At 58.6% G+C, this 21,827-nt stretch carries 21 protein-coding genes; 3 read left to right on the forward strand and 18 right to left on the reverse strand.

Annotated features, from left to right (window positions below):
- Positions 1-50 precede the first annotated feature (50 nt).
- The 3 genes from ACR0DJ_RS07245 to ACR0DJ_RS07255 form a co-directional block, all read right to left on the reverse strand.
- On the reverse strand, positions 51-1,400 hold the full coding sequence (locus ACR0DJ_RS07245) for a cytochrome P450 (RefSeq protein WP_480684382.1): 1,350 nt from the start codon (positions 1,398-1,400) through the stop codon (positions 51-53).
- Positions 1,397-2,599, reverse strand: coding sequence for a hypothetical protein (locus ACR0DJ_RS07250; protein ID WP_425078217.1), 1,203 nt, complete (start codon positions 2,597-2,599; stop codon positions 1,397-1,399). Before ACR0DJ_RS07250 ends, ACR0DJ_RS07245 begins: the two co-directional genes overlap by 4 nt.
- Before the next feature lie 62 nt (positions 2,600-2,661).
- Positions 2,662-3,414, reverse strand: coding sequence for a cytochrome c biogenesis CcdA family protein (locus ACR0DJ_RS07255; protein ID WP_210092321.1), 753 nt, complete (start codon positions 3,412-3,414; stop codon positions 2,662-2,664).
- 106 nt (positions 3,415-3,520) lie between these two features.
- Here ACR0DJ_RS07255 and ACR0DJ_RS07260 point away from each other — a divergent pair, with 106 nt between their 5' ends.
- Positions 3,521-3,754, forward strand: a complete 234-nt coding sequence (locus tag ACR0DJ_RS07260; RefSeq protein WP_210092320.1) for a sulfurtransferase TusA family protein — start codon at positions 3,521-3,523, stop codon at positions 3,752-3,754.
- Between the two features lie 49 nt (positions 3,755-3,803).
- Here ACR0DJ_RS07260 and ACR0DJ_RS07265 read toward each other — a convergent pair whose 3' ends face one another.
- From ACR0DJ_RS07265 to purC, 8 genes are all read right to left on the reverse strand, one after another.
- Positions 3,804-6,674 (reverse strand): Rne/Rng family ribonuclease, encoded by a 2,871-nt coding sequence (locus ACR0DJ_RS07265; RefSeq protein ID WP_480684383.1) that lies wholly within the window; start codon positions 6,672-6,674, stop codon positions 3,804-3,806.
- 510 nt (positions 6,675-7,184) lie between these two features.
- Positions 7,185-8,519 carry a sigma-54-dependent transcriptional regulator gene (locus ACR0DJ_RS07270; protein ID WP_050603452.1) on the reverse strand — a complete coding sequence of 445 codons (1,335 nt, stop codon included), beginning with the start codon at positions 8,517-8,519 and terminating at the stop codon, positions 7,185-7,187.
- 12 nt (positions 8,520-8,531) lie between these two features.
- Positions 8,532-10,214: a sensor histidine kinase gene (locus ACR0DJ_RS07275; protein WP_371809329.1), complete on the reverse strand. Its 1,683-nt coding sequence runs from the start codon at positions 10,212-10,214 to the stop codon at positions 8,532-8,534.
- A 132-nt stretch (positions 10,215-10,346) separates the two neighbouring features.
- Positions 10,347-11,015, reverse strand: a complete 669-nt coding sequence (gene purQ / locus ACR0DJ_RS07280) for a phosphoribosylformylglycinamidine synthase subunit PurQ (RefSeq protein ID WP_425078215.1) — start codon at positions 11,013-11,015, stop codon at positions 10,347-10,349.
- 11 nt (positions 11,016-11,026) lie between these two features.
- Positions 11,027-12,025, reverse strand: a complete 999-nt coding sequence (locus ACR0DJ_RS07285; protein ID WP_480686239.1) for a zinc-dependent alcohol dehydrogenase family protein — start codon at positions 12,023-12,025, stop codon at positions 11,027-11,029.
- 49 nt (positions 12,026-12,074) lie between these two features.
- The gene (gene purS / locus ACR0DJ_RS07290) at positions 12,075-12,305 is read right to left on the reverse strand and encodes a phosphoribosylformylglycinamidine synthase subunit PurS (protein WP_117872765.1); all 231 of its coding nucleotides are present in this window, start codon (positions 12,303-12,305) and stop codon (positions 12,075-12,077) included.
- Positions 12,306-12,420: 115 nt separating this feature from the next.
- Entirely contained in the window at positions 12,421-13,086 is a 666-nt protein-coding gene (locus ACR0DJ_RS07295) for a MarC family protein (protein ID WP_170344416.1), read from the reverse strand.
- A gap of 139 nt (positions 13,087-13,225) precedes the next feature.
- Positions 13,226-13,981, reverse strand: coding sequence for a phosphoribosylaminoimidazolesuccinocarboxamide synthase (purC, locus tag ACR0DJ_RS07300; RefSeq protein ID WP_117869044.1), 756 nt, complete (start codon positions 13,979-13,981; stop codon positions 13,226-13,228).
- 187 nt (positions 13,982-14,168) lie between these two features.
- On the opposite strand from purC, the gene ACR0DJ_RS07305 reads away from it, so the two are divergent.
- Together ACR0DJ_RS07305 and bmt are read left to right on the forward strand one after the other, a co-directional pair.
- A complete protein-coding gene (locus tag ACR0DJ_RS07305) occupies positions 14,169-14,486 on the forward strand; it encodes a DUF1476 domain-containing protein (RefSeq protein ID WP_480684385.1) in 318 nt (105 codons plus the stop codon).
- A 121-nt stretch (positions 14,487-14,607) separates the two neighbouring features.
- A complete protein-coding gene (gene bmt / locus ACR0DJ_RS07310; protein ID WP_480684386.1) occupies positions 14,608-15,621 on the forward strand; it encodes a betaine--homocysteine S-methyltransferase in 1,014 nt (337 codons plus the stop codon).
- A gap of 11 nt (positions 15,622-15,632) precedes the next feature.
- Here the strand turns inward: bmt and ACR0DJ_RS07315 are convergent, their stop codons facing one another.
- The 7 genes from ACR0DJ_RS07315 to argC all read right to left on the reverse strand — a co-directional run bounded on the left by ACR0DJ_RS07315 (position 15,633) and on the right by argC (position 21,758).
- Positions 15,633-16,409, reverse strand: coding sequence for an enoyl-CoA hydratase-related protein (locus ACR0DJ_RS07315; protein WP_480684388.1), 777 nt, complete (start codon positions 16,407-16,409; stop codon positions 15,633-15,635).
- A gap of 75 nt (positions 16,410-16,484) precedes the next feature.
- Positions 16,485-16,940 (reverse strand): cytochrome c-type biogenesis protein, encoded by a 456-nt coding sequence (locus ACR0DJ_RS07320; RefSeq protein WP_480684389.1) that lies wholly within the window; start codon positions 16,938-16,940, stop codon positions 16,485-16,487.
- Entirely contained in the window at positions 16,937-18,901 is a 1,965-nt protein-coding gene (locus ACR0DJ_RS07325) for a heme lyase CcmF/NrfE family subunit (RefSeq protein ID WP_480684390.1), read from the reverse strand. Before ACR0DJ_RS07325 ends, ACR0DJ_RS07320 begins: the two co-directional genes overlap by 4 nt.
- 75 nt (positions 18,902-18,976) lie before the next feature.
- Positions 18,977-19,555 carry a holin family protein gene (locus ACR0DJ_RS07330; RefSeq protein ID WP_480684391.1) on the reverse strand — a complete coding sequence of 193 codons (579 nt, stop codon included), beginning with the start codon at positions 19,553-19,555 and terminating at the stop codon, positions 18,977-18,979.
- Entirely contained in the window at positions 19,546-20,157 is a 612-nt protein-coding gene (locus ACR0DJ_RS07335) for a holin-associated N-acetylmuramidase (RefSeq protein ID WP_480684392.1), read from the reverse strand. The genes ACR0DJ_RS07330 and ACR0DJ_RS07335 overlap by 10 nt, the downstream gene beginning before the upstream one ends.
- A gap of 118 nt (positions 20,158-20,275) precedes the next feature.
- On the reverse strand, positions 20,276-20,722 hold the full coding sequence (gene ccmE, locus ACR0DJ_RS07340) for a cytochrome c maturation protein CcmE (RefSeq protein WP_170344431.1): 447 nt from the start codon (positions 20,720-20,722) through the stop codon (positions 20,276-20,278).
- A 7-nt stretch (positions 20,723-20,729) separates the two neighbouring features.
- Positions 20,730-21,758, reverse strand: coding sequence for an N-acetyl-gamma-glutamyl-phosphate reductase (gene argC / locus ACR0DJ_RS07345; RefSeq protein WP_480684393.1), 1,029 nt, complete (start codon positions 21,756-21,758; stop codon positions 20,730-20,732).
- Positions 21,759-21,827: the final 69 nt, after the last annotated feature.

Consider the following 21,827-nt stretch of genomic DNA (forward strand, 5'->3'; position numbering starts at 1 on the left):
TTCCGATGTTCCTCCCCGCATACAACAGGGCGTGAACCGATGGTAGGTTGTTAGCGCTCAAACAGGCGCAACCATATGCCATCTTTGGATCGAACCGTCAGATGCGCGACCGGAACAGGTGTTTTTCCCGGGATTGTTTCGAACCTGAAACGGCGCAAGAGCATCGACAGGATCAGCGGCCCTTCGACCATTGCAAACCCGGCCCCGGTGCACACTCGGGGGCCCGCAGAGAACGGGATGTAAGCGTCGCGCTGGCAGCGCTTGCCGTTTTCCGTGCCCCAACGCATAGGATCAAAACCGTCCGGATTGTCCCACAAACGCGCCTGACGGTGCAAATGCCACGGGCTGATCACGATCTGCGCGCCAACCGGCGCATCCCGGTTACGGAACCGTTCGGGGCACGTGGCCTCGCGAACCATCATGGGCACCGGAGGATAAAGACGCAGCGCTTCGCGAAACACATCCCGGCTGATCCGGAGTTTTGAAACACAGGCGAATGAAGGATCATCCAGAACGGCGGCCTCATCTGCAACCTTCTGTTGCCATTCCGGGTAAAGGGCCATCAGGTACAGCGTCCAGGCCAAGGCCGACGCACTGGTTTCATGCCCGGCAAGAAAAAAGATCGCTACCTGATCAACCATTTCGTCGGGGTCGAAGAACTGTCCGGTTTCGGGATCAGCCGTCGTCATGATCTTGGTCGCAAGATCATCAGGTGCCGTTCCGTCCTTGATGGCCTTTGCGCGTGTTCTGGTCAGTTCGGCAATCAGCGCCCTGATATCCCGCGCGTTTTGTTTGGTCGCCCTGGAATGAAACCGGGGCAGCCACTTTGGCAATGGAACAAAAGCCGCGAGATTTAGCAAAGGTTGCGCGCGTTGATAGGCCCGGAACTTTTCAAACACTTGGCTGGCGATAGCGTTTTCGATGGGAACGGAAAACAGGGTGCGGAATATGACGTCCGCCGCCGCATGGCTTGTCTGTTCTTCGAATTCGAGTTCCCCGCCGACACAAGGTCGCAGCCGTTCCACACATGCCTCGGCAGCGGCCAGCATGGCCGGGAATGTATCCTTCAGACGCCCGCCTTCGAACGCCGGATCGATAATCCGCCGCTGTCGTTTCCAGACCTCGCCATTGGTCAGAAACACCGAATTGCCAAGCAACGGCCGCAGGCCCTCGCTGATCCTGCCGGATTTGGGGAAATCGTCAGGCCGTTTCCTGAGAACGGTTTGAATCAGGTCCGGTTGATTGATCAGGAACGATCGGAAGAACGGGGTTTTGAATTCTGCCATCCACGCGCGATACAACCGGGCTGGCTGCGCCGACAGCAGGTCATGTCTGAACAGTTTCACATAGCGCAGCAAAGAAACCTTATCAGGGCGCGGGTCTGGCTTGGGCGGGGTCATGGGCGTACCGAGGTGAACTTGGACACAGGCGTCTCGATGCGGCTGCGCGAAGCCTCTCGATCCGCAAACCTTTGCTTCAGCGTCAAAGGGCCAGCCGTTATCCGGAAATAGTCATAGCTTTCCGGCTTGTCGAACGCGCAAAGGTACTGAAAGTGCAGGCGAAAAAACCGCCATCGCAACGCCTTCCAGCGTTCCGGAGACAAGGTTTGCGTGAAAGCCGCCGACAGGACCAGCGGCCAACGTTTGTCGGCGTCGGCCACGCCCGTGACCGCAACCGGATCGCAAAGCGCAAAGGCGCAGCCATCACCGGGGGCCGAGACATCGATCCAGGTGAGTTCGGACCGCGTGGACAGGAAATGCAGATCGGACCGCAAATCGTATGCCCGAGGCAGAAACGAAACCATCGGAACCACCTGCCCCAAGCTGAGGAAAGACAGTGCTGCCCGCCGCTCCTGCACGTTCATTTTTCGGATCAGCCCGGCCAGAACAGACGCCCCAAGATGCGCGCCCGAGCTGTGGCCAACGACCAGCACCTCATCCACATCGGACTTCAGCGCAGCTTCGATCGTCTCTCGGAACGAAGCCAACCTGTCCCTTAGCTCGACCGGCATTTGCCCGTTCAACTGCGCTGAATAGGCGTAATCATGCATCAGGTAATAAGCAAACAGCCGGTTGTCGACCTTGCGAAACCATAACAACAGCGCAACGGCTGCGGCCGCTCCCGGGAACAGCCCCCACCAACCGGCCATGGCTATGCATGCCCATGCCACCGCAAGCGCGATCAGCAGCTGAGACACCAACATCGCCACTGGATACAACGCCGCGATCACCGGGCCCTTGCGCAATCGCATCAGACGCCACAACGTACCGGTTGATATGTAAATCCACGCCGTGCGGGCCAATTGCCAATAGGTCGCCGGGATCGAGACCGACATGCTGTCGCGCACGATGTCGGACCACACCAGAACCTCGAATTCCGTTTCAACGGTCAGGCCATCTTGTTCCGAGGTCACGCGCCAGCCAAAACGTCCGTCCGTTGTCTTTGGGGCGATTGCGATCTCGTACCCCGAGATCCGGGCCTGTTTCTGAGACTCGGTGCGATACAGCTCGCGATATCGCCGGGGCGGCATCGGATCATAGCCGGGAATATAGAACACCCGACGTCTGCGCACCTGCGGCTGATTTTTGTGACTGCTCATGCCCTTACCTTCTAATGCGCAAGTTAACGCAGGCTTGAGGTCAAGGTAAGTGCGTCAGTTGATCACCCGAAGTTTGCCAGCGCCGGAAAAGTCTCCAGCAACCACCAGCTGAAGCGGGTGAAAAGACCCGTGATCAGCATTATTCCGACAAACAACAGCAGGCCGCCCATGACCTTCTCGATCGTGCCCATATACGGTTTGATCCGGTTCATCACGGTCATCGAGCGATTCAGGAACATGGCTGCCAACAAGAACGGAATACCCAAGCCCGCAGCGTAAACCCCCAGCAGAAACGTGCCACGCGCGACCGACGCTTCGTTCGCCGCCAGTGACAGGATCGCCCCCAGTTGTGGCCCAATGCACGGGGTCCAGCCGAATGCAAAAGCAAGGCCAAGGATATAGGCACCAAAGACCGACCCACCGGAATCGCCGGTTTCAATCCGTGCTTCGCGATCCAGAAAAGGAATCCGGAAGACATTCAGAAAGTGAAGGCCAAAGACGATGACGACGGCACCGGACAGCTTGGCGAACAGCACCTGATTTTGCAGCACAAACGCACCAAAGGCCGATGCGGTAAAGCCAAGCAGCAAAAAGACGGTCGACAGGCCCATGACAAAGAACAGCGCCGACATGGTCGCCTTGCGCCGCGCGCGGGCCTCGTCCTGCATCTCATGTATGGTAACGCCGCTCATATAGGCCAGATAAGGCGGTACGATGGGCAATACGCAAGGCGACAGAAAGCTGATCAGGCCACCCAGTAGCGCGACGAACATGGCGGGCAGAAGTCCCGCGTCTATGATTTCGATTCCGAACATGTTTCTGCACATATGTGATGAAGAGCGATCCGTCACGGGGCCAAACGGTCACATCCTCGTGCACGGAATCTGGACAATATTACAACTTCACCCTATCCCGAAAATCATGTCAGAAATTTCAGATACCCTGGACGCTTTGGGCCTGTTGTGCCCCTTGCCCGTCCTGAAAGCCCGCAAACGACTGAAATCCATGCCGGACGGCGCCGTTCTGCGGGTTCTGGCCGATGATCCTGCGGCCATCGTGGATGTTCCGCATTTTTGTGCCGAGGCCGGGCATAGACTGCTTTCGCAGGACACTGACGGCGCACATCAGATCTATCTGATCCAAAAATCCAGCTGATCTTTGTTTCAGGTCAAAAAAAGGCGGGCCAATCAGCCCGCCTTTTTCGTTAGCTTCCCAGCGACCACCAACCGCGTCGTTTGGGCTTGGCCGGTACAGGCTCAGGCTCTTCCGCTACGCCTTCAAGCACTGGCTCGGTTGTTGCTTCTGCTGGCCCGTCTTCGGCAGGATCGTCGGTTTCCGTAATTTCAGAGGCTTCTACAGCTTCCGCGGACGGCTTTTCCGCCTCATCCGCTTCTTCAACCGCTGGTGCCGCATCCACACCGTTTGCAGGTTGCTCTGCCGACAGCGAAGCATCAGCCTGTACTTCGGCTGGTTCGGCGACCACCTCGACCTGCTCCGCCACGTACTCGGCGCTTTCGCCCTCGATGAGCTCACCGGTTTCCTCGGCTGCCGGTTCTTCGGTCACGGCGTCCGCCGTCGTGACGGCTGGTTCTTCAGACTGTTCCGCAACTTCTTCGGCAACCGCGTCTTTTTTGCGACGACGCGGGGCGCGTTTGCGCTTGGGCTTGGCCGGTTTTTCTTCCTCCGAAGCCTCAGCTTCAGCCGGTTCAGCATTTTCAACGACAGGCGTATCGCCCTCTGCGTTTTCTTGTGCGGGCGCTTCACCCTCTTCCACGGTCTGCTCGGGCGCATCGCCATTGCCCGCGCCTTTCTTGCGGCGACGACGGCGGCGCTTGCGCTTGGGCTTTGCCTCTTCTTCGGTCTGAACGGTTTCCTCTTCGGCCTCTTCCGCGTCCGATGAATCGACAAGATCCATCAGTGACGCATCAACAGAAACAACGGGCGCCGTGGCCTCGGGAACGATCCGGCTGGCCGTCTTGAACTTCTCCATCGAGAAGTCCGGGCTGACCAAATGGATATCCCCTTCAATCCTCACCGAAAGCCCATACCGCGCTTCGATCTGCGCAATATGTTCTCGTTTCTGGTTCATCAGGAAGTTGGCGATGCTGACAGGGCAGCGTACCAAGACTTCGCGCGAACGGCGACGGGTACCTTCCTCTTCGATCTGACGCAGGATCGACAAGGCCATGTTGTCGTCCGAGCGGATCAGGCCGGTGCCGTGACAGGCCGGGCACGGCTGTGTCGTTGCCTCGATCATGCCGGGGCGCAGACGCTGACGGCTCATTTCCATCAAGCCAAAGCCCGAAATACGCCCCACCTGGATTCGCGCACGGTCGGTTTTCAACCGCTCTTTCATGCGCTTTTCAACGGCCGCATTATTCTTGCGCTCATCCATATCGATGAAATCGATCACGATAAGACCGGCCAGATCGCGCAGGCGCAACTGGCGTGCAACCTCTTCAGCGGCCTCAAGGTTGGTCTTGAGTGCGGTTTCCTCGATCGACCCTTCCTTGGTGGCACGGCCCGAGTTTACGTCGATCGCCACCAGCGCTTCCGTCACGCCGATCACGATATAACCACCGGATTTCAACTGTACGGTCGGGTTGAACATCCCCGCCAGATAGCTTTCCACCTGATAGCGCGCGAACAGTGGCAGCGCATCTTCATACCGTTTCACGTTCTTGGCGTGAGACGGCATGATCATCTTCATGAAATCCTTGGCGATGCGGTACCCGCCCTCGCCTTCGACCAAGACTTCGTCGATATCGCGGTTGTAAAGATCTCGGATCGACCGTTTGATCAGATCGCCTTCTTCATAAATCTTTGCCGGCGCGATGGATTCCAGTGTCAGCGCCCGGATCTGCTCCCACAAGCGCTGAAGGTATTCATAGTCGCGCTTGATCTCGGACTTGGTTCGCTTGGCCCCGGCGGTTCGAATGATCAAACCCGCCCCGGTCGGCACATCGATATCCGTTGCGATCTCTTTCAGTTTTTTCCGGTCCGCCGCATTGGTAATCTTGCGGCTGATGCCACCGCCACGTGCGGTATTGGGCATCAAAACACAATACCGTCCTGCCAACGAAAGATAGGTCGTCAGCGCAGCACCCTTGTTTCCGCGCTCTTCCTTGACAACCTGCACCAGCAGAACCTGACGTACTTTGATGACTTCCTGTATCTTGTAACGACGCGGACGCGGTTTGCGCGGCGGCCGAATGTCTTCGCTGTCATCCTCATCGGCAACCGATTCAATCGATGCGTCTTTTGATGCAGCGTCCGTGCTTTGGCTGTCGCTGCCGTCCTCATCCGCGTCCAGTTCATCATCCGCAGCTTCAACAAGTTCTTCTGTTTGCTCGGGCTCGGATTGGGCTTCTTCCCCTTCCGATTGAACCTCTTCACCGGCTTCCACTGCCTCTTCGGCCTGGTCCTCCGCGTCGTCGTCCGACGCCTCGACAGCCTGTTCAGTGGCTTCCTCGGCTACGTCGTCTAACGCAGCCTCATCCGATGCGGTTTCGGTTGCGTCATCAGTGGCCGGCGCGTCATCGTCAACTGGCTCCTCTACCGGAGTTTCAGCGACGACTTCCATCGGCGACGTTCCTTCCGGAACCTCAACACCTGCTTCTTCACCCTCGTCCAGATCGATGGTTTCCATGCCGGTTGGTTCGGTCGAAACCTCCATCGTTTCAACCGGATCATCCGATTTCACGTCAGCAGCCTTCGAGCGAGACCGAGACCGCCGCTTCTTGGATTTGGCCTCTTCTGCCTCATCGCGCGCCTTCATTGCCTCGGCATAGGCGCGCTCTTCCTCCATCAGCGCCTCACGGTCGGCGACGGGGATCTGGTAATAGTCCGGATGGATTTCCGAGAATGCCAGGAAACCATGCCGGTTCCCGCCATAGTCCACAAAGGCCGCCTGAAGCGATGGCTCAACCCGAGTTACTTTTGCAAGATAGATGTTGCCGGCAAGCTGGCGTTTGTTTTCGGATTCAAAATCGAACTCCTCGACCTTGTTTCCGTCAACCACCACGACACGGGTTTCCTCCGCGTGGGTGGCATCGATAAGCATTTTCTTAGCCATTTGTCCTTGGTGCACCGCGCCAAACGCGTTGTCCTGACCTGTCCAGGCGGACAGGCGCTTTTGGGGAGGTGTCTTGTCAGGGCGATATCAGACGGCGCGCGGCAGGGTCTGGCGCTGTGGCCCCCTGCCCGTTCTCTCAATCGTTGCGCGCGCGTCATCGCGGTTCTTCTCCGACAGGTGCGTCTGAACGCTGCCTGCCCATTTATTCCTTTCGCCCGGGGATCCCGGGCTCAGGTACTCCACTGCCCCTTCAGGGGCATAATCGGTCTGCTGAACCGCGAGGTCTTGACCCTCACCAACGGATCAGCAGCGAAACTCAAAGATTCGGGACTTGCAGGCGTCAAATTCGCCCGGCCCGTTCCGCCACAATAAAAGCAACCCTGTGGAAAAGACAATGGGCAAACTGCATTCCGCGCCCAAAACCAATGTTGCGCCCCCCCTTCATCTGGCCCAAAATATCCCGGGGGAGGCGCCACAGGCGACGGGGGCAGAGCCCCCAAATCGCATCGCTTACAGATAGTCCGACCGCTGAAGGCCGTATTTGGCCATCTTCTCGTTCAGCGTCCGGCGAGGAAGGCAAAGCTCGTCCATGACGGACGCAATCGAGCCTTTGTGCCTGCGCATCGTGTTGTCGATCAGCATTCGCTCGAACGCTTCGACATATTCCTTCAACGGCTTGCCCTCGGTCGTCATCACCGGCTGCATCTCTTCGTGATCGGACATCAACAGAGACGCGATGGTGCCCGAGCCACGGCGCGACTGAAGCACCGCCCGTTCGGCAATGTTGATCAACTGACGCACATTGCCGGGCCAAGGGGCCTGCAACAGTTGCGCAGCCTCCTGCGCGCTCACCTGGGGTGCATCGCAACCGTATTCCTCGGCAAACTGCTCACTGAGGCGGGTGAACAGGGTCAGGATATCTTCGCCCCTCTGCCGCAACGGCGGCATGGTGATGCGCAGCGCCGCCAGGCGATAGAACAGGTCCGGGCGCAGCACGTCTTCCGACGTCTTGCCCGCCTCCTGCAGGTTCGAGATGGCTACGATCCGGGTCTCCGCAGGTGTGCCCTGTTCGTTCATCACGCTCAGCAGCTTGGCCTGCAACGTATCGCTCAACGCTTCCACATCTTCCAGAACCAGCGTTCCACCCCGCGCCTCTTCGATGGCAGGCAGTTGCGCATCCTCGGGCATCATGGGGCCAAAGAGACGCTTGGCCAGTGCATCTTCTTCAAGCGCGGCGCAGGACACCAGGACAAATTTCTTGCCTGCACGGCTGCCAACGGCATGAAGCGCGTGAGCCACAAGCGTTTTCCCGGTACCGGTTTCACCGTCGATCAACACATGGCCGTCGGCCTGGCCGAGATCCAGAATATCCTCGCGCAGCCGCTCCATGACCGGGCTGGCACCGATCAGCTTGTTCATGATCTGCGTGCCACCGGACAGCTCGCGCCGCAGCGCACGGTTGTCCAGTGTCAGTCGGCGCGCATTGCTGGCGCGTTTGGCCAGCTCGGACATACGGTCTGGATTGAACGGTTTTTCAAGGAAGTCAAACGCGCCAACCCGCATCGCCTCGACCGCCATCGGAACATCGCCGTGACCGGTGATCATGATCACCGGCAGGGTGCTGTCGGCCCCCATCAGCTTTTTCAGAAGCTGAATGCCGTCCATTCCGGGCATCTTGATGTCCGAAATAACAATCCCAGGATAATCCGGACCCAGAACCTTGAGCGCATCTTCCGCGCTGGCAAAGGTTTCCGTGTCATATCCGGACAAAGCAAGCCATTGGCTGATCGATTGGCGCATGTCCTGTTCGTCATCCACAATGGCAATTTTCATGGCCTGTGCCATAGTCATTCCTCGTTATTCCGCGGCCTCGAGGCCGTCGCTTCCCAGTGCCGGCAACTGCATTTCAAACACCGCACCGCCGTATTGGCCGTTGCGCGCAGTCAGCCGTCCCCCATGGTCGTTCACGATCCCCGACGAGATGGCAAGCCCCAGCCCAACTCCATCTCCGGGTTGTTTGGTGGTATAGAACGGTTCGAACAGGTTCTCGATATCTTCGATCCCATGCCCGTTGTCGCGCACGGTCAGCACAGCCGTGTCACCCGCCGCCAGAATGATTTCCACATCCGGCTCTGCCACTGATTTGGTGGCGTCCAGCGCATTGCGCAAGAGGTTGACCATCACCTGCTCGATCCGCATCCGGTCCCCCATCACCACCACCGGTTCTTCCGGCAGGATCTGGGTGATCTTCACATGGCGCTGGCGCAGCTGCGGTTCCATCATCGACAAGGCCGAGGCCAGCGCTTCGCCAAGATTTACAGGTGAAAACGCATCCGCCCCCTTGCGGGCGTAAGATTTGAGCTGCCGCGTAATCGCCCCCATCCGTTCAATCAGACCATCGATGCGCCCGAAACTTGCCAACGCTTCTTCCGGCCGGTTTCGACGCAACAGCAGACGGGCGCCGGCCAGATAGGTTTTCATTGCAGCCAGCGGTTGATTCAGCTCGTGACTGACGGCCGCTGACATCTCACCCAGAGCAGCAAGTTTCGAGCTTTGGGCAAGGGTCTGTTCGGCCAAATCCAACGTCTTTTCAACCCGTTCGCGCTCAGCGATTTCCCGCTGTAGCCTGGCGTTCAATGCGCGAAGCTCTGCCGACTCGCGCTGAAACAGGGTCATGCGCAACGTCGCGCGTCGGCTCAGCGCGTAGAACGCCAGTGCCAGAAGAATCGCAAAGCCCATGATCTCGAGCGCCAGAACGCTGTTCACTTTCTCGCGGATCGAGGCATAGGTCGTGAATGATGTCATTTGCCAGCCGCGGAACGGTATGCGGGTTTCCAGACGCATTACCGCCTCGCCTTGAAGGTAGGCGTCAGGCGGCAAAGCGGTCCAGTCGGTCGTTGCGCGAATGGCCCGCTGGATCGCCCCTTGCGGCGGTTGACGCAGCAGGGCCGCCCCCTCATCCAGACCCCGCCAGCGCGGTTCGGTGGACAGAATGATGGTTCCGGTGCTGTCAGTGACCATCACCGCATCCGAAATACCGGCCCATGCCTGTTCAAACTTTTGCAGATCAACTTCGACAACGATCACGCCAAGTATTTCCGCGCTGTTTTCAAGCCGGCGGGAATAGACAAAGCTGTATCCGCCGGATTCCTTGGGAATAACGGAAAAGATCGTCGCATTTGACCGGATCGCGTCCACAAAATAAGGAATATTCCGGTGCGCCTCACCCAGCCTGTTCCGGTCCGTCGCCGCAACCGTTCGCCCGTCTCCATCCAACAGCATCAACGACGCCGCACCGATTTCCTCTACGAACGAAATCAAACGCTGCGTCGACAGCGAATAGTCCCTGGATTGCAGTGCCGAAATCAGGGTCGGGTCCCGCGCCAGCAACTGGGGCACGATCGAGTTGCGGCGCAATTCGCTTAGCAAATTGCCGGAATACAGCGCAAGGCGCAGCTCGGCCCGGTTGCGGGTGGATTCGGTGAACCTGTCAGTCAACAAGCGGTTGGTGGTCCAAACCGTTGCGATTGTTGCCACCATCAAAACAAGAACAGCCAGCCGCAGCCGCCACCCCAACGGGGCGCCGCGAAACGGTTTCAGCAGCTTTGACCAGCCTGATCGCACGTCCGAGTTCATGATCAGACGTTACGCGCGGGCGCGCGTGACCTCAAGTCACGCCGCTTCAAACACACCTGACAATGCGCGGAACAGCGCCGCCCCGTCGGTGCCGCCATGCCCTTGATCGGCCGCGCGTTCGGGGTGCGGCATCATACCCAGAACACGACGGTTTTCGGAAAGGATCCCCGCGATATCACCGACCGAGCCATTGGGGTTCTCGGTATAGGTGAATGCGATCCTGTCCTGATCTCTCAACGCCGCCAGCGTTGCGTCATCCGCGAAATAGTTGCCGTCGTGATGCGCGATCGGAATACCGATCACGTCGCCCGCATTGTAGCCGCCGGTAAACACGCTGTCGCTGGTTTCAACTTTCAGGCCCACAGTCTTGCAGATGTATTTGAGCCCTGCATTGCGCAACAGCGCCCCCGGCAGGATCCCCGTTTCCGTCAGAACCTGAAATCCGTTGCAAATCCCCAAGGCGTAACCGCCGCGTTCGGTGTGATTGATCACGGCCTTGCAGATCGGAGATTTCGCGGCAATTGCACCACAGCGCAAATAGTCGCCATAGGAAAAACCACCTGGGACGCCCACGATATCAATGCCTTTCGGCAGCGCGGCATCCTTGTGCCAGACCATGTCGACCTGAAAACCGGCCTGCTCGAAAGCGACCGCAAGGTCTCGGTCACAGTTTGATCCGGGGAAAACGATTACGGCTGCGCGCATGGCGGGCCCTCCTACGAGACAAAATCGGTGACGACCGCAACGCCCGGAGGGGTTGGATGGTCAAAGGCGGCAAGCTCGGCGCTCACCTGGTTGAGAGATATTTTTCGCGTGACCAACGGGCTCAGGTCAATTCCGCCACCCGCGATCAGCGACAGCAAAGACGGATAGCGCCAACTTGGCATGCCGCGCGTTCCGAAGACGGAAAGCTGACCGGAATAAAGAACATCCATCGGTAACGCCATCTGCGTGTGATCCCCGGCTGGCATCCCGATCTGCACCATGCGCCCCATTTTACGCAGGGAACGCATTGCGGAAACGGTCGTCACTTCAACGCCAAGCGCCTCGATCGCGACATGGGCACCGCCACCGGTGAGATCCTTCACCGCCTGCGGCGCATCGCAGGTTGCCGCATTGACCACCGCGTCAGCGCCCAGAGCTTTGGCATAATTCAGTTTATCATCCGTGATGTCGACAACCACGACACGTGCGCCAAGCGCCTTGCCCAGCAGCAAAGTGGAAATCCCGACACCACCGCCGCCGAAGACGGCAATCCATTCACCGCCCTGCACCTGTGCCCGTCCGACCAATGCCTGCCAGGCTGTCGTCACGCGGCATCCCAACGCGGCCGCAATGTCCGGCGCTATGCTGTCCGGCAAGGGCGTCAGGTTCGCATCGGCATGGGCCACCGCGACATATTCCGCAAAAGCGCCGTCACAGGTGAACCCCGGTACAACCTGATCGGGGCAGATCGTCTGATGACCCTGCGCACAATCCGGACACCGGCCGCAAGCCAGAATGAAAGGTGCGATCACCCGATCCCCGACACGCCACCGGGTGACGCGCGCGCCGACGGAAACCACCTCTCCGCAATACTCATGCCCGGGGGTGATGGGCAAGACGACGTCCGGATCCGAACCAGACCACGCGTGCCAGTCTGACCGGCACACGCCGCAGGCCAGAACCCGCACGACCACGCCGTCCTCCGCAGGTGCGGGGTCCGGGATCGTCATTACCTCGAGCGGTTGTCGGGAGGTGATCAGACGCGCGGCCCGCATTCCATCAGACCAGTTCGATCTCGTAGCGTTCGATAACCGTGTTGGCCAACAGCTTTTCGCACATCTCGGTCACATCTGCTTCGGTCGCGCCGTCGGCCAGTTCAAGGTCGATCACCTTGCCCTGGCGGACACCTTCGACCTGATCAAAGCCCATTGCACCCAATGCGTGCCGAACTGCTTCGCCCTGCGGGTCCAGCACCCCGTTCTTGAGCATCACATGAACCCGTGCTTTCATTTTGGCAACTCCACCTGCGGCCCGCAATCCGAGGCCCATTTCGTTGCGCGGGGGATAGCGCGCCAAATGGCTTTCGACAACCCTGTTTGCAAAGCAGTTTGCCGCAGCAATCCAACTATCCGCCTTCTTTGGCCAATCCCGGATAATGCGCGTCAATCGCATGGAACGTGCCGGTCAGAACCATCTCGACCGCGACGGCGACCAGAAGGATTGCCATGATCCGGGTCAGGACATTGATCATTGTCTCACCCAACAGGCGCGAGATCTGATCTGCGAACAACAATCCCAGCCCCACGATCGCGCAGGCAATCAGGATCGCCGAACCCAGCGTCACGATTTCGGCGCCGTTCGACAGTTGGTGCGAAAAAACGATCGTGATGGCAATTGTGCCCGGCCCGATGGTCAAAGGTATCGCCAGCGGTACGACGGCGAAATTCAGTTTCCGCTCGTGCCCGTCTTCCATCGCGGCCTGATCGCCCGGTGGCCGGTCTTCGGCCTTCAACATCGACATCCCGATACCGAAAATGATGATCCCCCCGGCAATCCGGAAAGCCGGCACATCAATGCCGAACACCCCAAGCACTTCTTCCCCGATCACGACAGCGGTCAGCGCAATGACGGTAACCGAGATCATGACAACAACCGCAACGTGGCGGCGTTCAGCCGCCGAGCAGTTCTTCGTCATGCTCAGAAAAATCGGGATGTTGTAAAGCGGATTGAAGATTGCAAGCACGGCGGCCAGAAACTTCAGAAATACTGTCTGATCAAACAGTTCCGCCATTTGACACCCATCCTGAACCTTTTGCGTCTGCCCGTGGCAAACATGCTTGGGAAACGGGAAGCTGTCAAATTCAACCGCGAACGAAAAGGCGCCGCAAACACGGTTGCGGCGCTTTGGCGAGGTTCCGACCCAACCCTGCTCAGTTGATCAATGTCGGTTTGGTGACATTGTTGCTGGGCAGGACACCCAGTCGGCGTGCAACTTCGGAATAGGCGTCGGTCAAACTGCCCAAATCGCGGCGGAAGACGTCCTTGTCCAGTTTCTGGCCGGTTTCGATATCCCACAGGCGGCAGCTGTCAGGGCTGATTTCGTCAGCAACGATCAGTCGCTGATAATCGCCTTCAAACACGCGGCCGATCTCGATCTTGAAGTCGACCAGACGAATGCCCACCGCCAGCATCACACCGCTCATGAAATCGTTCACCCGCAGGGCGAGGCTGAGGATATCGTCCATGTCCTGCTGGCTGGCCCAGCCAAAGGCGGCGATGTGTTCTTCGGTGACAAGCGGATCACCCAGCGAATCGTCCTTGTAGCAGTACTCGACGATCGGACGCGGCAGTTGAGTGCCTTCTGCGATTCCCAGGCGCTTGGACATCGATCCGGCGGCATAGTTGCGCACGATCACTTCCAGCGGAACGATTTCGCAGTTGCGAACCAGCTGTTCACGCATGTTCAGGCGGCGAATGAAGTGGTTTGGAATGCCGATCTGGGTCAGGCCGGTCATGAAGAATTCGGACAGGCGATTGTTGAGCACACCCTTGCCGTCGATCACGTCCTTCTTTTCCGCGTTGAAGGCGGTGGCGTCATCCTTGAAATACTGGACGATCGTGCCCGGTTCGGGGCCTTCGTACAGAATCTTGGCCTTGCCTTCATAGATTTTCTTGCGACGCGCCATAAGCGACCTTTCCACTCTGCACAGAGGGAATGAGTCCCCTCACGTTGGCGTCCTCATAGTCCAAGCACCCATTTCCCGCAAGTTCATGTACCCGAGAGGCTTTGACGCAGCGCAAATCCCTTGCGTAAGAGACGTCGTATAGTCATATCATCAGGAAAGAAGACATAACCCAAGAGGTCCTTGCCCTATGACGACGTTCGACGAACGCGAAAACGCCTTTGAAGCCAAATTTGCCCATGATGAAGAGATGCAGTTCAAGGCACAAGCCCGCTGCAACAAGCTTTTGGGTCTGTGGGCTGCTGAAAAACTGGGTAAATCCGGTGCCGACGCCGATGAATATGCAAAGACGGTCGTGATTTCCGACTTCGAGGAAGCCGGGCACGAAGATGTCGTACGCAAGGTTTCGGGCGATCTGGGCAACCTGTCCTCGGACGAGGAAATCCGCGCAAAAATGGCCGAGCTACTGCCGGAAGCCAAGGCACAGGTCCTGAGCGAGACCAACTGAGCCTAGGGCGTCTGACTCATGATCTTCATGAGTTTTATGAATTTGATTTGACGCCTTGGTCATGAGACACGGGGCGTCTCTTTTTTTAACGGCGTTTTGCGCCTTTTCCTGGAACAACCGTATGACAAACGCGCTGAGCAAGCTTCTGGAATCCAATGACGCCATTCTGGCCGATGGTGCCACGGGAACGAATCTGTTCAACATGGGCCTGCAATCTGGTGACGCTCCCGAACTCTGGAACGTAGATGCCCCGGACAAGATCCGGGCTCTGTATCAGGGGTCGGTTGATGCAGGCAGCGACCTGTTCCTGACCAACACATTCGGCGGCACGGCGGCACGGCTGAAACTGCATGACGCGCACAACCGAGTTTGCGAGTTGAACCGCATCGGCGCCGAGCTGGGACGCGAAATCGCCGACAAGGCCGGACGACCAGTCGTCGTTGCAGGATCGGTCGGCCCAACCGGGGAAATCATGGAGCCGGTCGGCAGCCTGTCGCACGCGGAAGCCGTGGAAATGTTCCACGAACAAGCGGAAGCGCTGAAAGAAGGTGGCGTGGATGTTCTGTGGGTGGAAACCATCAGCGCCCCCGAAGAGTTTCGCGCCGCCGCCGAAGCCTTTGCCCTGACCGACATGCCCTGGTGCGGCACAATGAGCTTTGACACGGCCGGACGCACGATGATGGGTGTCACCTCGGCCGATCTGGCCCAGCTGGTTGAAACTCTGGCGAATCCTCCCATCGCCTTCGGTGCAAATTGCGGCACCGGCGCGTCCGACATTCTGCGCACCGTGCTGGGCTTTGCCGCGCAAGGCACTGAACGCCCACTGATCTCGAAGGGCAATGCAGGCATTCCGAAATACGTGGATGGTCACATCCATTATGACGGAACGCCTGAACTGATGGGGCAGTATGCCGCCATGGCGCGGGATGCCGGCGCGACCATCATTGGCGGGTGCTGCGGAACCATGCCCGACCACCTGCGCAAGATGCGTGAGGCGCTGGACACCACGCCGCGTGGTGAACGCCCGACGCTCGATCAGATCACTGATGCGCTGGGTCCGTTCACATCCGCCTCGGACGGGACGGATGACGATGCGGCACCGGAACGCCGCACACGCCGCCGCCGCCGCGCATGATGCCAGCCTGATCAGCGCCCTTCGAATTTCGGAGGGCGTTTTTCCATGAAGGCGACGACACCTTCGGCAAAATCCCTGGAACGGCCACATTCGCCTTGCAGGTGCGCCTCGGTCGCAAGCTGCTGTTGCAGGGTGTTTTCATACGTTCCGCGAATGGCCCGCTTGATCGCGCCATAGGCGGCCGTGGGTCCTTTTGCCAGATACCCTGCCCTTTTGCGCCAATGATCGGCGAAAGCGTCATCCGGCACGGCTTCCCAGATCATGCCCCATTCATCCGCCTGCTTTGCAGTGATCTTGTCGGCAAACAAGGCCGCGCCCATCGCTTTGGCCAACCCCATCTGACGGGGCATGAACCATGTTCCCCCGGCATCGGGAAGCAGACCGATACGGGCAAATGCCTGAAGAAAATAGGCGCTCTCCGTGGCAATCACCACATCGGCACAAAGGGCAAGGTTCGCGCCTGCCCCGGCCGCCGGTCCGTTCACCGCGGCAATCGTGGGTACCGGGCAATTGTGGATCGCTTCCAACATCGGTTCGTATTCATCGCGCAGCGACCGTTCCAGATCGATCTTGCCGGTTGAAGACGCATCACCCAGATCCTGCCCCGAACAAAACGCGGGGCCAGCACCGGTGATGACGACACAGCGCGCCTTGACCGCTGCATCTTTCATGGCGTGCGTAATTTCTGCGCGCATCTGGGTGGTCAGCGCGTTCATCTTGTCCGGCCTGTTCAGCGTCAGAACCGCCAGACCGTCTGCAATCTCCAGAGCAACCGTTTCGTAATTCATGAAAACCCTCCCGTCGCGCCATGTGTTTTTGCACACTTACTGGCCCGGACGGGACGGGAAAAGCAGAACCACGCGTCAGTCTTCAAGAATTTGACGCAGACGTTCTTTTTCGTCCTCACTCAACGCGACAGAGTCCACCGAAGCACGGGCCTTGGCCCGGGTGCGGAGAAAGTTCAGCCCAACCGCGGCAGCGATCAACAGCATGATTGGCCCGGCCAGCCACAAAAACAGGTTCGAGCCGCTGGCAGTCGGTTTCAGAAGTACGTATTCGCCATACCGGTCAACGATAAATGCGATCGCCTGTTCATCCGTATCCCCAGCCACCAACCGTTCCCGCAACAACACGCGTAGATCACGCGCCAGATCCGCGTTGCTTTCGTCGATGCTCTCATTGCGGCACACAAGGCAGCGCAGCCCGGCGCTGAGATCCCGCGCCCGCTGTTCCAGAACCGGATCATCTAGAACTTCGTCAGGCTGCACCGCAAAGACAGGGGTTGCGAGCATCATCAGAATCAGAACAAACCGTTTCATTCCGCAGGTACTCCGCCGACCGGGGTTTTTCTTGCGCCTGCGGCCACGCGGAAGCGCCTGTCACACAGGCTCAGGACACCGCCAAGCGCCATTAGGATACAGCCGCCCCAGATCCAGTTTGCCAGCGGCTTGATATAAGTTCGCATCACCCAGCCACCATCTGCCTGTCGATCGCCGATCACGACGTAAAGGTCCCCGAGGAAACGATAATCGATCGCCGCTTCGGTCGTGGGCATCCGCGCAACGGGGTAATCCCGCTTTTCGGGATGCAATGTCCCGATCGGGCGGCCATTCTTTTCAATCAGAACATCCGCCGTGGTCGAGAAATAGTTCGGCCCTTCAACCTGACGGACGTCTTGCAATGTCAGCGTGAACTGTCCGACTTCGAAAGGTTGGTTGAGTTGGGCGACGCGAATATCCTCGTCCTCCCACGCAGTCAGACCTGCGATGGCAAAGATGGTAACTCCCAGCCCGGTATGAGCGACGGCTTTACCCCAATCCGCCCCCGGCAGACGGAGCAAGCGTTTCAGGCTGCCGTTGCGCCCCGTACGGCTCCACAGATCAACGATGGCGCCAAACGTAATCCACGCCCCAAGGAACAGACCCACCGGCCCCAAAGCGCTGCGGCCGGTCTGCATCGCCCAAACCAGCAAAGCAATCGCCAAGGCCAGACCAAAGGCATAGCGCAGCGACCAGGCCGTTTTTCCAATCCGTCCCCGTTTCCACGGCAACATGGCCCCAATGGGAAGGATCAATCCCAACAAAACCATGAAAGGAGAGAATGCTGCGTTGAAAAACGGCGCCCCGACCGAGAGTTTGCGATCAAACATCATCTCGGCCACCATCGGCCACATTGTGCCGACAAAGACCACGAAACAGCTGACCGCCAGCAGGACGTTGTTTACGATCAGCGCGCTTTCGCGGCTGACCATGCCGAAGACACCCTTGGCCTCCATCGCCTGCGCCCGCGCGGCAAACAAAGTCAGCGCCCCACCGATGAAAACCACCAGAATGAACAGGATGAACACCCCGCGTTCCGGGTCATTGGCAAAGGCGTGAACCGAGGTCAGCAACCCCGAACGAACGATGAATGTCCCGATCAGCGAAAACCCGAAGGCAATGATTGCCAGCAGGATGGTCCAGCTTTTCAGCGCCTCGCGCTTCTCGACAACGATTGCCGAATGCAGCAGTGCTGCCGCCAGAAGCCACGGCATGAACGAAGCGTTCTCAACCGGGTCCCAGAACCAGAAACCGCCCCAGCCCAGCTCATAATAGGCCCACCAGGACCCCAGCGCGATACCGATGGTCAAAAACACCCAGGCAGCAAGTGTCCATGGGCGAACCCAGCGGCCCCATGCCGCATCGATACGCCCTTCGATCAGCGCGGCGATGGCAAAACTGAACGCCATGCTCAGCCCCACATAGCCGAGATACAGAAATGGCGGGTGGAAGGCCAAACCGGGATCCTGCAACAGCGGGTTCAGATCCCGCCCGTCAAACGGCGCAATTGCCAGCCGGTCAAACGGGTTCGAAGTCAGCAGAATGAATGCGAAAAACGCGACCGCGATGGATGATTGTACCGCCAGCACACGCGCCTTCAGGCTTGGGGGCAACCCGCCCCCGAAGAAAGCTGCCATCGCTCCGAACAGAGTGACAATCAGCACCCACAGCAGCATCGACCCCTCGTGGTTCCCCCACGTCCCGCTGATCTTGTAGATCATCGGCTTTGCTGAATGACTGTTTTCGACCACGATCCGCAGCGAAAAGTCCGACACGATGAAAGCCCAGATCAGCGCACCGAAGGAAAAAGCAGTCAGCAGGAACTGGACGATGGCAGCAGGCTCGGCAAAAGCCATCCAGCCGGTCCAGTTTTTTGACGCACCGATCAGAGGCACCACGCTTTGCACGATGGCGACGAAAAAGGCGAGGATAAGGGCGAAGTGGCCAAGCTCTGTAATCATGCCCCGGAATATACTCCGAGGCCGAACCGGGGGCCATTAACTTTCGCATGATCCGGGGGCACATAGTGTCGCGGGTCAAAGCCCCCGAAGCTTGCGCCAATCGGTCAACGCTGGATTCGCGTCAGGAATCGAGGCGTTCTGTATCAGGTTGGCATCGGGGCCGGGGTCGGCGACGCCCGGGCTGTCGCTGCGCATGGCCCGCACCGTTTCTATGTTCTCCATGACCGTCGGCAGGCGTTGCATGGCTGCGCCTATATCCCGCTGAAAATCCTGCATTTTGCTCTGATGGCGCGCGCCAAAATAGAAAGACACAATCACGCCCAGCAACCACCAAAGAGGTTCCGGCACCAGTGCAATGCCCTGCATGCGTTCGGCGAACCACAGCGGATCCACCATTGCTGCAACAAACAATCCCAGCGTTCCAAGCGCCAATGCCGGGCGCGGCAACCGGTTCACACCATCCATGACGCGGTCGAACAGGCCTTTTTGACGAACCACGAACTCTCCGCCGAACTGCGTCATTGCCTGGCTTTGCAACGCTGTTGTTCTCTCAGCACGGGACTCGGCGTTTTCCCGGTATATTTCAACCGTCTCACGCACAGCGTTGCGACCGCCCCCGAACAGCAGCGCCAATACCCCCGAGATCAACCCCATGCCGCAACCCTTTCCTTGAATTCACTTTCCGTCAGACGATAGCGTGGCGACAGAAACTCTTCGGCGCGTTTGATCCAGCCTCCTTTGCCACCGGATCGGGTGCGCGCGTATTTTCTGGATGTCGGACGTTTGTCGGCGAGCCGAAAATAATAGTTCCGCCGCGCCACGCCGTACGCATCGCGCAACGCGTTGGGATCAGGTCGGGCCGCGTCTTCGCACGCCTGCGCCGTTTGCGTGCCGATCACGCCATCTACCACGACGTCAAACCCCATTTCACGCAAAAGCCGTTGCAGGATTGTTACTGCTTGCGCACCGGCATTGACGTACATGTCAAAGACAGGGGCGTGCAGAATATCCGGCAACAGCGCGATGCGTGGCTTTTCAAAGTAGTGCTGAACAAAGATATCGACCGCCTCGCGCTGAGTAAGCGCCCGGACATCCGCCACGTCAACCAGCCCATCGCCGGACAGATCCAGTCCAAGCCTGCGCATCGTGTGGATCGTGACACCATATTTGGTTGCCCCGCCCGGATCGTCCGGGTCATTCACGAATTCGCCTTCCCGACGCACAATTTCCTTGGCAATCTGCCGAACCGTTTGCATAGCGCCCTCATTTCGCTGAATGGCACTGACGATCCCGAAAAAGAATTAACAAGCCTGAACGACCAAGGGCGCTGCCCGCATCCCGCGCGCAACGCCCTCAACATGGATATTGGTCAGGTCAGCTTTCTTCAGCCTCTTTGTAGACGCCCTGCTCTTTCAACGCGTCCACGACTTCCTTCGGCATATAGGTTTCATCATGTTTGGCAAGAATTTCAGTGGCTTCAAACACACCGTTCACGTAACGCCCGGTGCCGACCATGCCCTGATTTTCCGAAAACAGATCAGGCAGAACCCCGGTGAAAGAAACCTTGACGCTTTCGCCGCCGTCGGTGACGACAAAATGTACGGTTTCGCCCTGCCCACGGATGATCGAACCTTCTTCGACCAAGCCGCCAATCCGAAAAACCTCGGTCGGCTTGGGCGGTTCGGCAATAACCTGGCTTGGCGAGCGGAAAAAGTTGATCCCGTCGCGCATGGCATAGCCAATCAACGCCGTCGATGCCACCAAGGCAACGATAGCTACCAGAATGACTTGTACTCGGCGACGTTTCTTGAGCGTTTTCATACCATCCTCACGGGAATAACGGTGCCATCATCAGGCCCCGGGTTTCAATCTCACCTAACATCAGGTTGGCGTTCTGCAAGGCTTGGCCGCTGCTACCTTTTGTCAGGTTATCCAGCGCCGCGATCACGATCGCGCGCCGTTCGATCCGATCTGCCACAACACCGATATGACAGAAGTTGGACCCGCGCACATGGTGGGTCGACGGTGTCTCGCCCATCGGCAGCATCTGAATGAAAGGCTCATCCGCATAAGCTTTTGCAAGCGTTTCATAGATGCTCAGCGGGTCACCTTTTACGTAGGTCGTGGCCAGAATGCCCCGGTTTGCAGGGATCAGGTGCGGGGTGAACTGCACATGAACCGTACGCCCGGCCAGTTTGGAAAACTCCTGATCGAACTCACCCAGATGCCTGTGGGTCCCGCCGACGGCATAGGCGTTGGTGCCCTCACTCAGTTCGGCATGCAGCAGGTTTTCCTTCAGCGACCGCCCTGCCCCGGAAACAGCGCATTTCAGATCCAGCACGATATCGTCCAGATCAATCACCCCGGCAGAAACAAGCGGCCGCAGAACGTATTGACCGGTTGCCGCGTTGCACCCTGTGCCCGCCACCAGCCGCGCGTCCCGGATTTCGTCGCGGTAGAACTCGGTCAGGCCATAAACGGCCTCTTCCTGCTGCGCGAGCGCGGTATGCGGGTTTCCGTACCACTTTTCATATTCGTCCGGGTCAGTCAGCCGGAAGTCAGCAGACAGGTCGATGATCTTCAGATCCTTGGGCAGCGCACTGATCACTTCCTGGCTGGTCTTGTGCGGAAGGGCACAAAAACACAGATCGACCCGGGAAAAATCAATCTCGGAAATCTTGCACAGATCCGGCAGGTCCATGTGGCGCAGATGGGGGAAAACCTGCGCCATGGTCATCCCCGCCTTGCGTTCGGCGGCCAGCGCGACGATTTCCATGTTCGGGTGTTCGGCGATCAGCCGCACCAGTTCCGCACCGGTATAGCCCGAGGCGCCCAGAATTGCGATTTTATGGGTCATGTCAGACCTCTTCTCAACGTGTGTCACATGTTACGACCGCCGATGCGACGGTCTTGGAATAATGAAAGC

The sequence above is a fragment of the Ruegeria sp. BF10 genome (assembly GCF_056538725.1).

What these genes read in the sequence shown, in the direction of transcription:
- ACR0DJ_RS07245 (WP_480684382.1), bottom strand. Translation starts at nt 1,400, where the DNA reads ATGACCCCGCCCAAGCCAGACCCGCGCCCTGATAAGGTTTCTTTGCTG.
- ACR0DJ_RS07250 (WP_425078217.1), bottom strand. Translation starts at nt 2,599, where the DNA reads ATGAGCAGTCACAAAAATCAGCCGCAGGTGCGCAGACGTCGGGTGTTC.
- ACR0DJ_RS07255 (WP_210092321.1), bottom strand. Translation starts at nt 3,414, where the DNA reads ATGTTCGGAATCGAAATCATAGACGCGGGACTTCTGCCCGCCATGTTC.
- ACR0DJ_RS07260 (WP_210092320.1), top strand. Translation starts at nt 3,521, where the DNA reads ATGTCAGAAATTTCAGATACCCTGGACGCTTTGGGCCTGTTGTGCCCC.
- ACR0DJ_RS07265 (WP_480684383.1), bottom strand. Translation starts at nt 6,674, where the DNA reads ATGGCTAAGAAAATGCTTATCGATGCCACCCACGCGGAGGAAACCCGT.
- ACR0DJ_RS07270 (WP_050603452.1), bottom strand. Translation starts at nt 8,519, where the DNA reads ATGGCACAGGCCATGAAAATTGCCATTGTGGATGACGAACAGGACATG.
- ACR0DJ_RS07275 (WP_371809329.1), bottom strand. Translation starts at nt 10,214, where the DNA reads ATGGTGGCAACAATCGCAACGGTTTGGACCACCAACCGCTTGTTGACT.
- purQ (WP_425078215.1), bottom strand. Translation starts at nt 11,015, where the DNA reads ATGCGCGCAGCCGTAATCGTTTTCCCCGGATCAAACTGTGACCGAGAC.
- ACR0DJ_RS07285 (WP_480686239.1), bottom strand. Translation starts at nt 12,025, where the DNA reads ATGACGATCCCGGACCCCGCACCTGCGGAGGACGGCGTGGTCGTGCGG.
- purS (WP_117872765.1), bottom strand. Translation starts at nt 12,305, where the DNA reads ATGAAAGCACGGGTTCATGTGATGCTCAAGAACGGGGTGCTGGACCCG.
- ACR0DJ_RS07295 (WP_170344416.1), bottom strand. Translation starts at nt 13,086, where the DNA reads ATGGCGGAACTGTTTGATCAGACAGTATTTCTGAAGTTTCTGGCCGCC.
- purC (WP_117869044.1), bottom strand. Translation starts at nt 13,981, where the DNA reads ATGGCGCGTCGCAAGAAAATCTATGAAGGCAAGGCCAAGATTCTGTAC.
- ACR0DJ_RS07305 (WP_480684385.1), top strand. Translation starts at nt 14,169, where the DNA reads ATGACGACGTTCGACGAACGCGAAAACGCCTTTGAAGCCAAATTTGCC.
- bmt (WP_480684386.1), top strand. Translation starts at nt 14,608, where the DNA reads ATGACAAACGCGCTGAGCAAGCTTCTGGAATCCAATGACGCCATTCTG.
- ACR0DJ_RS07315 (WP_480684388.1), bottom strand. Translation starts at nt 16,409, where the DNA reads ATGAATTACGAAACGGTTGCTCTGGAGATTGCAGACGGTCTGGCGGTT.
- ACR0DJ_RS07320 (WP_480684389.1), bottom strand. Translation starts at nt 16,940, where the DNA reads ATGAAACGGTTTGTTCTGATTCTGATGATGCTCGCAACCCCTGTCTTT.
- ACR0DJ_RS07325 (WP_480684390.1), bottom strand. Translation starts at nt 18,901, where the DNA reads ATGATTACAGAGCTTGGCCACTTCGCCCTTATCCTCGCCTTTTTCGTC.
- ACR0DJ_RS07330 (WP_480684391.1), bottom strand. Translation starts at nt 19,555, where the DNA reads ATGGGGTTGATCTCGGGGGTATTGGCGCTGCTGTTCGGGGGCGGTCGC.
- ACR0DJ_RS07335 (WP_480684392.1), bottom strand. Translation starts at nt 20,157, where the DNA reads ATGCAAACGGTTCGGCAGATTGCCAAGGAAATTGTGCGTCGGGAAGGC.
- ccmE (WP_170344431.1), bottom strand. Translation starts at nt 20,722, where the DNA reads ATGAAAACGCTCAAGAAACGTCGCCGAGTACAAGTCATTCTGGTAGCT.
- argC (WP_480684393.1), bottom strand. Translation starts at nt 21,758, where the DNA reads ATGACCCATAAAATCGCAATTCTGGGCGCCTCGGGCTATACCGGTGCG.